Annotated in this window: 18 protein-coding genes; all 18 read left to right on the plus strand. The window is 70.4% G+C overall.

The window, feature by feature from the left end; genetic code table 11:
• Nucleotides 1-693 precede the first annotated feature (693 nt).
• The 18 genes from OG965_RS00005 to OG965_RS00090 all read left to right on the plus strand — a co-directional run bounded on the left by OG965_RS00005 (nucleotide 694) and on the right by OG965_RS00090 (nucleotide 12,441).
• Nucleotides 694-1,065, plus strand: coding sequence for a hypothetical protein (locus OG965_RS00005; protein ID WP_371647758.1), 372 nt, complete (start codon nucleotides 694-696; stop codon nucleotides 1,063-1,065).
• Nucleotides 1,066-1,153: 88 nt separating this feature from the next.
• Entirely contained in the window at nucleotides 1,154-1,519 is a 366-nt protein-coding gene (locus tag OG965_RS00010) for a hypothetical protein (protein ID WP_371647759.1), read from the plus strand.
• A gap of 77 nt (nucleotides 1,520-1,596) precedes the next feature.
• On the plus strand, nucleotides 1,597-2,121 hold the full coding sequence (locus tag OG965_RS00015; RefSeq protein ID WP_371647761.1) for a hypothetical protein: 525 nt from the start codon (nucleotides 1,597-1,599) through the stop codon (nucleotides 2,119-2,121).
• Nucleotides 2,122-2,239: 118 nt separating this feature from the next.
• Nucleotides 2,240-3,418, plus strand: a complete 1,179-nt coding sequence (locus OG965_RS00020) for a DUF932 domain-containing protein (protein WP_371647763.1) — start codon at nucleotides 2,240-2,242, stop codon at nucleotides 3,416-3,418.
• A gap of 291 nt (nucleotides 3,419-3,709) precedes the next feature.
• Nucleotides 3,710-4,213, plus strand: a complete 504-nt coding sequence (locus tag OG965_RS00025) for a hypothetical protein (RefSeq protein WP_371647765.1) — start codon at nucleotides 3,710-3,712, stop codon at nucleotides 4,211-4,213.
• Between the two features lie 108 nt (nucleotides 4,214-4,321).
• A complete protein-coding gene (locus OG965_RS00030) occupies nucleotides 4,322-4,672 on the plus strand; it encodes a hypothetical protein (protein WP_371647767.1) in 351 nt (116 codons plus the stop codon).
• Between the two features lie 137 nt (nucleotides 4,673-4,809).
• Entirely contained in the window at nucleotides 4,810-5,052 is a 243-nt protein-coding gene (locus OG965_RS00035) for a hypothetical protein (protein WP_371647769.1), read from the plus strand.
• Between the two features lie 46 nt (nucleotides 5,053-5,098).
• Nucleotides 5,099-5,392, plus strand: a complete 294-nt coding sequence (locus OG965_RS00040; RefSeq protein ID WP_371647771.1) for a hypothetical protein — start codon at nucleotides 5,099-5,101, stop codon at nucleotides 5,390-5,392.
• 1,005 nt (nucleotides 5,393-6,397) lie between these two features.
• Complete coding sequence (locus OG965_RS00045) at nucleotides 6,398-6,745, plus strand: hypothetical protein (RefSeq protein WP_371647773.1); 348 nt, start codon at nucleotides 6,398-6,400, stop codon at nucleotides 6,743-6,745.
• A gap of 65 nt (nucleotides 6,746-6,810) precedes the next feature.
• Nucleotides 6,811-7,152 carry a hypothetical protein gene (locus tag OG965_RS00050; RefSeq protein ID WP_371647775.1) on the plus strand — a complete coding sequence of 114 codons (342 nt, stop codon included), beginning with the start codon at nucleotides 6,811-6,813 and terminating at the stop codon, nucleotides 7,150-7,152.
• A complete protein-coding gene (locus OG965_RS00055) occupies nucleotides 7,122-7,808 on the plus strand; it encodes a hypothetical protein (RefSeq protein ID WP_371647777.1) in 687 nt (228 codons plus the stop codon). The genes OG965_RS00050 and OG965_RS00055 overlap by 31 nt, the downstream gene beginning before the upstream one ends.
• A gap of 121 nt (nucleotides 7,809-7,929) precedes the next feature.
• A complete protein-coding gene (locus OG965_RS00060; RefSeq protein ID WP_371647779.1) occupies nucleotides 7,930-8,421 on the plus strand; it encodes a hypothetical protein in 492 nt (163 codons plus the stop codon).
• 105 nt (nucleotides 8,422-8,526) lie between these two features.
• Nucleotides 8,527-8,766, plus strand: a complete 240-nt coding sequence (locus tag OG965_RS00065; protein WP_371647781.1) for a hypothetical protein — start codon at nucleotides 8,527-8,529, stop codon at nucleotides 8,764-8,766.
• A 140-nt stretch (nucleotides 8,767-8,906) separates the two neighbouring features.
• Complete coding sequence (locus OG965_RS00070; RefSeq protein ID WP_371647783.1) at nucleotides 8,907-10,379, plus strand: ParB/RepB/Spo0J family partition protein; 1,473 nt, start codon at nucleotides 8,907-8,909, stop codon at nucleotides 10,377-10,379.
• An 89-nt stretch (nucleotides 10,380-10,468) separates the two neighbouring features.
• Entirely contained in the window at nucleotides 10,469-10,843 is a 375-nt protein-coding gene (locus OG965_RS00075; protein ID WP_371647784.1) for a hypothetical protein, read from the plus strand.
• Between the two features lie 105 nt (nucleotides 10,844-10,948).
• Nucleotides 10,949-11,278 carry a hypothetical protein gene (locus OG965_RS00080; RefSeq protein WP_371647786.1) on the plus strand — a complete coding sequence of 110 codons (330 nt, stop codon included), beginning with the start codon at nucleotides 10,949-10,951 and terminating at the stop codon, nucleotides 11,276-11,278.
• A gap of 72 nt (nucleotides 11,279-11,350) precedes the next feature.
• A complete protein-coding gene (locus OG965_RS00085) occupies nucleotides 11,351-11,770 on the plus strand; it encodes a hypothetical protein (RefSeq protein ID WP_371647788.1) in 420 nt (139 codons plus the stop codon).
• Nucleotides 11,771-11,826: 56 nt separating this feature from the next.
• Nucleotides 11,827-12,441 carry a cell envelope biogenesis protein OmpA gene (locus OG965_RS00090; protein ID WP_371647790.1) on the plus strand — a complete coding sequence of 205 codons (615 nt, stop codon included), beginning with the start codon at nucleotides 11,827-11,829 and terminating at the stop codon, nucleotides 12,439-12,441.
• The last annotated feature ends 23 nt before the right edge of the window (nucleotides 12,442-12,464 follow it).

Here is a 12,464-nt window from a genome sequence, read left to right on the forward strand (position 1 = left end):
CTACGCAGACATGACGCGCCGCCGCTACGCGGCGGGAAAGATGCCGCGCTCCGCGCGGCTAATTCCGGCTTCGCCGGAATTGCTGCCAACTCCGTTGGCAGCGGCACGAATTGCTCCGCAATTCGGCCTGCGGAATTCGCTCCGCGAATTCCTTTGTCTGGCTGGGGGGTTAGGGGCGGGCCGTTTTCCGGCTCCCTCTGCGTTTTTGATGATCCGTCAAAAACGTGTGATTCAGATCTGCTTTGCTGTTCTGATATCCCGTTCTGCCTCTTCTATTTGGTCAACCAAACTGCCTCGTGTGAGGATTCGCCCGCTCAAGCGGCTACCTCCATGCCCCCTCCCGTGGCCCTGTGGGCCACGCCAACGGCCGCGCGGAGGCTCTGCCGACGCGCAAACCCACGAAGCCCGCCCCGATCCCCGAGGCCGCCGCGCAGCCCATGCCCGCCCCACCCTTTTCTCTCATTCGGGCAGGGAGAGCGGCAGCAGAGGGGATGTCAGCACCCCAACCACGGGTGAATGGGCTTCTGACCTGGGGCAATCGTAGGTGGGTGGTCTGGCGAGGTCAGGAGATCGTTCAGGGGATAGCGCAGGGGATTACGCAGGGGGGTTCCCCCAAGAAGCAAGACACACTATTATATGAAGTCCTGGGGGAGGCGACCCCCTGGGCCGCAGAAGTCCATCGAAGGGGAAGACGTGGAGATCAAGATCTCTGACGGAATCGTCCGCCGGGTGAAGGGCGGTACGGATGCTCCGATGACCGGCCCGGCCATTCAGGCCCGCACGATCGCGAACTTCCTGCCCCTGATCTGCCAGCGGGCAGGAGCGAGCATCGTGCACAACGCCGACGCGAATTACACCGGAATTCGGTTCGAAACCACGGCGGGTGCGGTCGTGCTCGAAATGCCGACCGGCGACCGTCCCTACCGGCTCGTTCACCAGCTGCCGGAGCCCGACGCCATTGGGCGCACCGAAGTGGAGATGCGGCGGTTCCCGCAGATCTACAAGCCGCGTGGGGTCGCGCACATTACGGCTGAATTCCTCACCTCTCGCGGGTTCCTGAAGTAGGCGCAAGCATTCTCCCCCGGGGTTTGGAAGACCTTGCTGTTCGAGCCCCGGGGGGCTCCACGCACCGTGATCGGAAAGGGGACTGATCATGAAGCTCGTGTCGTGTGTGACCGGCGAGGAAATCCCGGCGGGCCGGACCCTTCGTGGACAGGCGGGGGCGGCGGCCGGACAGGCGTGGAAGTTCGAGCGGATCTCTCAGCGGGCCGATGGGACCCACCACGTCCACGTGTCGCGCCCTGGGGGGAAGTTGGGGCGGATCCATCGTGAGTTCCATCCGAGTGCTCTGGGGTGTGAGATCGCGGTGGACATCACGTGGCGCAAGAGCATGGGGCACGCGGCCTACCGGACGTGGTCCAAGGTCGACGACTACCTGTTGGCGGGGATCTTCGCGCTGGTTCCGCTGGCGTTCTTCGAGCATTACCACTGGTCGGAGTTCATCGTCTCCATCTTCTGACCGGTCAGCCACCACGGCGGAGTGGGGCCCGGAACGATTTCGCCTTTCCGGGCTCCCTGTTGGAGGGAAGAGGGATCATGGAAGAGAGCCAGGTGATCGACCGCACCGGCGAGCCGGTGACGCAGGACGAGGCCGAGCAGGCTGAGCACGCACTACGGGAGTGGGCGCGCAGCCGGGGTGTTCCGGGGACGCTGCGGGTGCCGTTGGAGCAGTTCGACGCGATCCTGCCGCTTTTCGTGCTCGGTTGGGCGTCGGCAGTGCGTACGGGGCACACCGCCCCGGCAGTGGCGGGTGTCCCGGTCGACCAGGAGAGCGTACGGCGTGCCTTCCGGCGGCTGAGGTCGGGGCGGGTGGGTGTTCGGCAGTCCGAAGGGCCCACGCTGTGGCAGCAGGTGGACTATCACGGCAGCGTGAGGCGTTGTCACGGCACGTACTGGGTGTGCGCGATCCACACGTACGCAGACCCGTACGGAGGTGTGCCGGAGTTGCGGTACGACCTGTGCGAGGAGGTCGATGTACTCGGGGGTGTGCCCGTGCCGGTGGTGGGGTCGGTGCGTCGTTCGAGCTTGACGCCATTGCCCGTTCACCGCATCCCGGTCTGAGTGTGCTGGTCAGGGGTGGGTTTACCCACCCCTGCAACACACTATTATTGGATTTGTGCGGGGGCCGGTGACCCCGGGCCCCGCACCGCAGAAGCCAACACGAAGGGGAGAACACCGCATGACTCAGCAGTTCGCCGAGCGCGCTATGAGCGTGGCTCCCATGGGCGCCCGCAACGCCGACACGGGCGATCTGGTCCGGATCCTGGAGGACCAGAACCGGCGCAAGCTGGACGTGATCGTGTCCGGGTCCGCGCTGCGGTTCCGTGAGGGCAACGTTCACGTCGACGGCATCGAGTCCCTGATCACCGAGGACGGTGTGACGGACGTCGACGGGATCTACCGGCCCACCGCCGTGGCGGACGAGGGGATCGCGGACAAGCTCCGCATCCCGCTCGCCTACCTGCGCCGCATGCGTACCGAGAACGTCCCGCTGCTGGACGAGAACGTGAACACGTGGCTGCGTGAGGAGCCGGACCGCCGTTACATGCTCCGTGCGTTCCGGGGCGACAATGGCCCCGGCATGGCGCCCAGTGAGGGAGTGGCCCGCGCGCTGCTGTCCGACAGCTACAAGCGGATGGACAACCTCGACATGCTGCTCGCCGCGCTGGACGGGGTCCAGCAGTCCGGCCACCCGACCCGCATCACCGGCTGCGATCTGACGGACCGGCGCATGTACGTGCGCGTCGAGTCCGAAGCGGTCGCCGTCCAGGCCCGCGAGTTGCTGCGCGGCTACCGCTCCCCGTTCGACGAGCGCAGTGGTGACCAGCTGCCGGTGGTCTCGGCCGGTTTCGTGATCACCAACAGTGAGGTCGGTTCCGGGGCGTACACCATCACGCCGCGCGCGGTGATCCAGGTATGCCGCAACGGTCTGACCATGACGCAGGACGTGATGCGCGCCGTGCACCTGGGAGGCAAGCAGGACGAAGGCGTCGTGTCCTGGTCCGGCCAGACTCAGCGCAAGACGCTGGAACTGATCACATCCAAGACCGCCGACGCCGTGCGCACCTTCCTGTCGCGGGAGTACGTCGAGGCCAAGGTCCGGGGAATGGAGGATGCGGCCGGGAAACCGCTGGCCGAGCCGACGAAGACGATCGAGCACGTCACCAAGTCGCTCAGCATCGGTGCTGAGGCCAAGGACAGGATCCTTGCCCACTTCATCCGGGGCGGTCAGGTCACGGCCGGGGGCGTGATGCAGGCCATCACGTCGACCGCACAGACCCTTACCGACGCCGACCAGGCAGCCGCCCTGGAAGCGCTCGCACTGCCCGCGCTCACGGCGGCCGCCGCCCACGGCTGACAGACCCCCGTGCGGGCCGGGCACCTCCCCCAGCCCGGCCCGCACGGGCCTATAGTCCGCCCCGCACCGGTCGGGGCGCCCCAGGCGTCCGGGCGGGCACCGGCCGGCGCCCAGCGCGGAGCGCTCCCCGCCCCTTCCTGAGAGCGCGGAGCGCGCCCCCGTCCCCTGCCGCGTAGCGGCAGCGCAACCCGTCTGCGGAGCAGAGCGCGCGCCCGGAAGACTCCACCGCCCCACGGGCGCGGCCCACCGCCCCCGGTGCTCACCGCCCGTCCCTTCACAAGGAGGACCAGCATGCCCGCACGCCCGGAACTCACCCGTCCCGACGACGCCGCCGCGGCGGCCGCAATGGAACGGTCCCTGACCGCGCTCGCCGCTCTGGTTCTGGCCCTGGGTGACGGCGAACACCAAATCAGTCTCGTGGCCGAACGAACTGACGGGGCGTTCCTGCGGGGTCACGTCGACCTGTCCATCGGCAATCTCTGCACCGATGACATCCCGGTGCGCCTTGCGGTGCTGGACGACGAAGCCTTCTACGCCCTGCGCATCCTGCTCGTGTTCGCGCTGGAGGGCAGCACCGTCCGCAGCGCCGTCCTGGTGGCCACCACCGCCGCTGACCCCCGCCCCCTTGCGTGCGGCTGGACCATCGAGAACGGGTGGCTGCACCCCATCGACACGGCCGAGCTCAAAAAAGCCGTCATCCCCTGCCCCGGCGCTCCCGCCGTGTGGCGAGAGGTCTACGACGCACCGCTCTTGCCCCAGTTCACCGCCTCAGAAGAGGAGGAGGACCGTGGCTGACAGGCCCACCATCACCGTGTACGGCTACCGCACGCGCACCGAGCAGCGCGACGGCATCCGCCGTCGGCGAGCCCAGGCACGCCCCGAATCGCGGGAGTCGGTGTGATCATGCGCTGGCTGATGACCTTGGGTGAGCGCTGCCGCCCCGGCGCCCCCGCCTTCGCCGAGTGTCCCAACCCGCACGAGTCCCGTGCGGTCGCTCTGGTCGACGACGTCGGGCAGCTCTTTCCGGTCCTGCTGGAATGGCAGCGGCTGTTCGGCGCAGAGCTGACAGGCTGGGCTTGCCAGGTTGAGGCGGAAGACATCGAGAACCTTCCGCCGGACGTGGTCGAGAACTGGGGACCCGACCAACTGCGCCTGGACACGATGCCGGGCGGCTACGTGAAGGTGGCCGACTACCGCGACCACCAACCACCGCCCGCCCGCCTCACTCCTGGCTCTTCTCCACTCCGGCGCTGAACCGTGCCTCCCTCAAACCCCAGGTCAAAGGCGGGTTCACACCACCCATGACCACACTATTATGAGTGTTATGGGAGGGGGTGTCCCTCCCACGCACCGCCCCCTCCGGCACCCCGGAAACGACCGAAAGGACCGTGATGATCGAGGAGTTCATGTTCACCGCCAATCCCGGTTCGTTCGGGTACCGGGTCCTCGACCGCCACGACCGCAGCACCAGTTATGGAGTCGTCTGGCGAGATCCCGCCGCATGCAAGTGGGTTGCCGAGTACCCCGCCAGCCATCCGGGCAACGGCGGCGGAATCCCTGGTTTCGCCAGCAGGGAATGGGCCGCGCGCTTCCTGTACCGCTACCACAAGCCCCGGCCCTCCGGCCGCCCCTGACCAGCCATCCGTCCGCCCCACCCCGCTGGTGCAGAAGGGACTTGCCATGGCCACCTTCGGCCACATCACCCCCGAACGCTGCGCCCAGCTCGGCCGCGCTCTCACGTCCGCCGGCCTGTCCTGGCAGGACAACGGCCACCAGGACCGCCCCGAGTTCCTGACCTACACCGCCACCGACCCCCACGGCCGCCGCTGGACCATCAGCCCGGCCACCAGCAACCAGATCACCCCGTCGAAGCCAGCGAGCCTGTGGCAGGCGCGATGCGCCGAGAACAGCCACTCCAGCCCCGTCAGTTCCGCCCGGGCCGTCGCCGAGCACATCCGCTACTTGCCCGCATGACGGGCGCACTGCGCCCCTGGCGCCCAGAGGACTTCGATGATTGGTGCGAGACATGCGGCGCGCCGCCCGGCCAGTTGTGCAAACCACGGTGCAGCACCGGTTACACCGCCGAGGACTTCCGCCGCGACGCCGAGCGTCGGGGCCAGAACGCGGCCGCACCCGCGCGCGCCGATCCCCCTCCACCCCGACCGAAGGAGTGACGTCGTGGCCTCGCCGCAGAACCTGACCACCCAGTCACAGTTTGACGCGTTCGCCGACGAGGTGGCGCGGGAGTTGGGCACGCATTGCCGCACAGCCCCGCCGCCGGTACCGGGAAGGGGTCTGGTCCGCCTCATCGTCGACGGCGACGGCCGCGCCCTGAGTTTGCGCCAGAGCAACCGGCAGCCCGGCCGCCTGACGATCTCTGCGGCCCTGCCGGACGGGTCCCAGGTGAGTCCGCCGTCGATCGGGGTCACGGCCAGCAGCGCCCGTCATGTGGCGCACGAGATCACCCGGCGGCTCTACCCGCTGCACACGCAGGCCGTTGAGCGCGCCGGGGAACTCGCCGCTCTCAGGCAGCGGAGAGCGATGCCCGGCGTACCGTCGCTGACGCCGTGGCCGGTGCACTTCCCGGCGCCGGGGTCACCGAGCGGCATCGGAGCACCAAGATCCTCTGGGAGCACGCGTTCCGCCCGCCCGGGCACAGCGGTCCCGCCTTGCTGGACAGCGTCTTGGTCGTCATCGGGCCCTCGGGCAAGGAGGTGGGCGTCGACGCGTCCGGCCGCCCCGACTGCATGGTCCCCATGCTGGCGGCGTTCGCCGCAGCCGTACGGGCGCGAGACCGCCAGGTCAGTGGCGGGTTCCCCACACCAGAGAACACACTATTATAACTGTTGCGAGGGGGCGTTCATCCCCCTGCGCCGCAGGGCTGCCGCCGCCCTCATGCGACGCGGGCATGCACAGACCGCCGAATCGCGAGCGCTCCGTCGCCCGTCCTCTCCGCCCGCTTCGAGCCCGGGAGTTGCCATGCTCCGCGTACTGCGCCGCCTGGTGCGGCCGTCCCACCTGCGCCTGCCCGTCCGTCCCTTCGGTGCCGGAGTCACCGCGCTCCCGCCCACCGCCCGCGAAGCACTGGGCACCGGTGTCTGCGCCGGGGAGGCCGTGGCCTACAACCGCAGCCGCGTCGCCACCGCGACCGCTCTCACCCTCTATCGCAGCGGCGTCACGCTGCCGATGCCCGACGGTGAACTGGACACCGCCGTGCACGCCCTGGCCTTCCCCTACTCGGTGCCGAGCCCGCAGACGCGTGCCGCGATCCGTGCCGCCCTCGCCGTCCTGGAAGCCGACGACACCCTCACCGTGACCACCGACTGACCAGCAGTCGGCCCGCGCCGTGGGGCTGCTCTCTTCAGGCAGCCCCGCTACGGAAGGAGACTCCTGTGTTCCTCGTGGTACCCGACCCCGCGCACGGACTCGTCGCAGCCCCCCGATGTCCCGATGACCTCACGCCCGACACCGTGGCGATGCTGACCGGCGAGGGATTCGTCTGGAACGGCGAGATCGAGGCGTACGCCCGGCCAACCGGCGACGGCCCCGAGGCCGTGGAGCGCACCGCCGGCGCGCTGCGCGCGCTGGGCCACTTCGTCTACTCCTCCTACACGCCACTGCCCGCCCGCCGAGGACCGCACCACGGCGAGGCCGGGCCGCACACCCCGCTTGTCCGCCCTGTTGCCGCAGAGGGAGTGCCGCCATGCCCCGACGCCGAGCCCAGCCGCCCGTGAGGTACACCGTGGCGGAGCACGGGGGAGTCCACGAGGTCGTGGACACGCTGCACGGGTACGCGCTCAGCAGCCACGCCACCCGCCCGGCAGCGGAGGCCGCTGCGCGGGAGGTGGCTTCCAGTCCGACGGCCGCCGTCGCGGCCGTGGAGGCGCTCGACATGGCTCAGAGCGGTCCGGCGGCCGCCGAGCGGCGGATTCTGCGCCGGTACGGGTATGCCTGGAGCCTGCGCCGGGACGAAATGCTGTCCCTGACGCGGGAGTCCAGCCACCGCCGCCTGGAAGCGCTCGTCCGCGACGGTCATCTGGCCATGGTGTTCAGTCCTGCCTGCCAGCCGTTCTCCACCACACCCGAGCGCTTCGGCCAGTTGTCGCCCCGCTGGGTGCGCGACGCGGACGTGTCCTTCCCGGTCGCCGACCTTGCCCGTCTGGAGCGTGAGCGCCCTGCGCTCAAAGCCCTGCCCGAGCGGGCGTGCTGGGAGCCGTGCGAGCTGCACGGTATCGTGCTGCGGCGGTGTCTGCTGTGCGGGCCGCGCGAGGCCTTCGAGTGCCGGTGGGGCGAGTGCACCGCCAACCGCATCACCGCCTACTGCGAGCGGTGCGCACGGATCGACCCCCGGCGCAGCTTCCCTCTCCCGCCCTATCCGGACCGCGAATAGCGGCAGCTCAGAGGTGGGTTCACACCCCCAAAATACACACTATTATTTTATGTAGTGAGGGTGCGGGCGCACGGACGGCAGGACCGTCCGCCGCGGCCGCACCCCAGGAAGGACACCGCCCGTGAAGCCCGCAGAACTGGACGAACTCCTGACCGCACCGGCCGAGCCGCCCATGCGCGACGCGCTGCGCCGCCTCTCACCCAGGGCTCTGGACGCGCTGATCGTCGAAGCCCTCTTCGCCGCCGAGGAGGGGTGGCGGCAGGTCGTGGTCGACCGCGTCATGGCGCTCGCTGCCCAGCAGCCCGATCAGGGCCGCCCAGTGATCGCCGCCTACATCACAGCGACGGAGCAGCGCACGCCGGAAGGCATGTGCGTCGGCTGGAGCCCGCGCATCGCGGCATTCGCCAGCACCGACGAGGCCCCCGACCTCACGCACAGCACGACCACGGTGACGTTCGTACCGGCGGGCGGGGAGTCCCTGGCCGAAGAGGCGGACGCCGATGCGGAGTTGGCTGAGGCGCTCAGACGGCTGGCGGCCCTGGACCCGCCCGGACACGAGGACGTCCTGCACGTCTACCTGCCCGCCCGGCTGGTCACCCACCTCAAACCCTGACCGCCGGTCCGTGCGGGCGCTTCATGCGCCCGCACGCCGCGCCTTGCCGGTTCCCCTACCCGGCCGGTGCACCAGCGCGCCGAGGAGGTCCCGGCGGCTGAAGACTTGCCGGCCACCACGGGCGCCGACGGACGGGGCCCGCGGGTGCTGTCCGGCCAGCAACTGGGCATTCTCACCCGGGCCATGGACGTGCGGTACGCGCTGCTGCCTTCGGCCGCCCGGCAGCGCCCCGGCTTGGAGGCCGAGACCCGCGCCGCCCACCGCCGCAGTCGGCACCCGAGCCCGGCACCCGAGGAGACCGCCCGCACCCCGCGCCCGAACACGCTCCACACTCCCGGCAGTTGAGTCCGAGGGCGGCAGGCAAATGCGGGATCCCCGCAGGTCAGCGGGTATCTACCCCTTTCAGACTCTCACACTATTATTTTATTAGTGATGCGGGTTGACCCCCGCCGATACGCCGACGCGGCACGCAGAAGGAGCACCCCATGGCTACCGCCGTCCTGACCCCCACCAACCCCACCAAAGAGCACGTCGAACACGAGGAAGACGTCCGGCAGTTCGTCCTCCTCGACCCGGCGCTGCTGGTGCGTGACGAGTGCAACGCGCGCGAGACCGACACCGAGCCGGACGACAAGCTCATCGCCTCGGTCAAGGAACTCGGCGTGGAAGAGCCCGTCAGCGTCCGGCCCCGGCCCGACGGGACCTACAGCGTCTTCAAGGGCTGGCGGCGCGCCCAGGCCGCGCAGGCCGCCAATGCGACCGCCGCACAGGACACCCGCCCCGCCCGCCCCATCAGGGCCTACGTACGCGAGGACCTGGTCGGCCGCGACGGCTGGACGCGGTTCCTGTCCCTGGTGGAGAACGACCACCGCGAGGGCATGAGCGAGCGTGACACCCTGCGGGCCCAGGAACTCTCCCTGATCGACATGAGCGAGGTGGACCAGCGCCGGGCCACCAAGGCCCTGCGCGTCAGCCGTAACGCCGTCCGGCAGGCCAAGGTCGCCCAAGCACTCAACGACGCGACCCTGCGCCGTACGGCGGCCGCAGGCATGGACCTGGAGCAGACCGCCCAGCTCGCCGAGGTCGAACCCGTGCGCGGCGCGGAGAACCGGCTGATGCGGGCACTCCAGCGCGACCAGGACGAGGGGGGCGGCGGTCGCGGCCACTGGGACCAGGAGGTGGCGCTGCTGCGCGCCGAGCAGGCCGACGCCCAGACCCGCGCCAAGGCCGAGGAGGAGCTCAAGGAGGCCAACATCCCGCTGCTGGGCCGGGTGCCGTCCTACGAGAAAGACCCCTCGCGCCCCCTGGCGGAGCTCACCACCGGGCTGGGCAACCCGCTCACCGAGGACAACCACCGCAACTGCCCCGGCCACAGCGCCCGCCTGGACGACGAGCACCGGCCCGTGTGGCACTGCGCCGACCCGGCCGCCTACGGCCACAAAGTCCGCCCGCAGCCCAAGAAACCCCGGACCGAGGCGGACGAGCACAAGGCCGAGGAACGCCGCAGGGTCATCTCGTGCAACCGGGCGTGGAAGGCCGCCGCCGGGCCGCGTCAGCAGTTCATCACCCGGCTCGTGCGCATGAAGGCCCTGCCGGACGCGGCCCGGGTGTTCGCCCAGAACATCCTGCTCACCCTCCCCGGCTTCTACAGCTCCTGGGCCGACAAACGGGAGACCGAGACCGTCGCACGCTTCCTGGGAGTCAAGGAGCCCAAGGCCGACCTCGCCGAGACGGCGGTGCACCTGCCCAAGGCACGCCTGGTGAACGCTGTGTTCGCCCACGTCGCGGCGGCGTGCGAGTACGACATCCGCGAGCCCAAGGCATGGTCGTCCCTCACCGCACCCCAGGCCCGCTACCTGCTGCTCCTGGAATCCCTCGGTCAGGCCGACAACGGCAGCTACCAGCTCTCCGAGGTCGAGCAGCAGGCCCTCACCAGCCACCGGACCGCCGCCGCCTGACCATCCGCCCCTCCCCCTCACCACCCCTGCGGCCGGGCACGGCCCGTGCCCGGCCGGTCGTCCACCTCCGCACAGAGAGGCGAACCAGCATGCCCCCCACGATCGACGACGTCCGTACCTTCATCGGACAGCTGCCCGACGCCGCAGCCGTCGCACAAGTCCAGGAAGCCGCCGCACAGCGACTCCGCGCCATCGACAAGGCCGCCTTCGCCCGCATCCAGTCGGGGCGCCGCGCCCGCATCACCCCCGCACTGCGCTCCAAGCTGCTGCGCGGCAAGACGGGCACCGTGCAGGAACGCAACCGCACCGGCACCCGGGCCGGTTTCCTGCTCGACGAGGAATCCACCCGGCAACTGCGCGCCGACCCGCGCAACAGCCACTACCGCGTCCCCGAGAACGTCCGGCGCTTCCGTCTGCCCGGCAGCGGCGTCCCGCTCTCCTGTCTGGAACTGACCGAGAGCTGACCCCCGGGCCTGCGTCGCGCCGCCCGGCGCGACGCAGGCGCCACCCCGTCCCCACTCCCCAGCCGGGCGTCCCCGCCACCCGGCCCGCGCCCGAAAGAGGCAGCCATGAGCGACTCCCCGCAGGCGGCATCCCCGGTGGACGCCGACGCCCGCGACCAACCCCTCACCCTGGCCGTGCTGCGCCAGCTGCTCCGCAACGACTGGCGCCGCCTGCCCGGCAGCACGCTCGTGGTGCTCTCCGGCGACGCCGAGGGCAACACTTTCTCGCCGTTGGCCAGCTACAGCCACTCCCGGTACGCGCCGACCCTGAGCGGCCTGGTCGGCGACGTCTTCCGCCTGCCCGAGCAGCTGGCCAAGGACCCGGAACTGCGCGAGCTGTTCCCCACCGTCCCCGACAGCGCCGTGCGGGCCCTCGTGCTCTTCCCGCTCGGCTGACCGACCCCCGCACGCGGCGGGGCAGCCCGCCCGGCTGTCCCGCCCTCTCACAAAATCGACGGGTCACCTGCCATGTCCGCTCCCGCACACGCTGCCCCGGACCCGCCCCGCCAGCCGGTGCTGATCATCAGCGACCGACTCGACCACGACCCCATCGGCCTGCTGCCCTGCCCCGTCCCCCTGCACCACTCACCGTCCGCCGTGTTCACCCGCGAGGCCTACCACAAAGCCCCCCTCGTCATCCTGGACGATCGCAGCTACCCCCACTTCTTGCTCCGCCACATGCCCCACCGCCCCGGCCTGATCCTGGCCGCCACCGACCCCGACGACGCCACCGCCTATCCCCGGGCCGCCGCCATCGCCGCCGAAGCCGTCCTGCACGCCGGACAACCTCTCGGCTGGCTGCACCTGCGCCTGCACACCGCCACCGACTTCCGCCACGCCCACTGGGACACCCTGCTCACCACCCCTCCCCCACCACAGAGCAGTTGAAGCGACGCCACGGGCCAGGCGCGCAACCCCATCCCCGCGATTCGAAGGAGCCAGTGATGCCACCGGTCCCCCAACGCTGTGCACGTCGACCGCTGGCCGGCGGGCTGGTCGTGCCCTGGGTGTCCCTGATCCATAACGGCCACGCGGCGTTCGGGAGTCTCGACGCCGAGCGGGCCCGTGCCGCCTTCCTGCACTGCCTGTGCCAGATCTGTGGCCAGTCACTCAACGAGCGGTGCTTCGTGATCGTGCGCCCCGCCGACGTGGCCCAGGGCCATTGCCCGGAACCCGCGCTGCACCCCGAGTGCCTTCCGTACACCGCCGCGCACTGCCCCATGCTCAACGGCACCGCCACCCGCTACCGCCAGCGTCCCGTCCTGGCCAGCCACGCGGCCGGACGGCCCTGCACCGATCCGGCCTGCCCCTGCCCCTCCCTCGCCCCCGACCACGGCGACGCCGCCCGCAACGGCCAACCGGCCGACCGCTACGAGGCCTGGATGATCCACACCCACACCTACCGCCTGGTCTTCCCGCCCGGCCAGATCGACGCGCCCTCGGGCATCAGCCTCGACGTACCCGTCCTGCGCACCCGCGTCCTGCGCACCGCCCCGCTCACGGCCGAACAGGAGCGTCTGATGGCGCTGGTGCACGACCTCCTGGACGGCACACCGTGACCCTTCCCTCCCTGACCATCCCT

It is taken from the genome of Streptomyces sp. NBC_00224 (genome assembly GCF_041435195.1).
GTDB lineage: Bacteria > Actinomycetota > Actinomycetes > Streptomycetales > Streptomycetaceae > Streptomyces.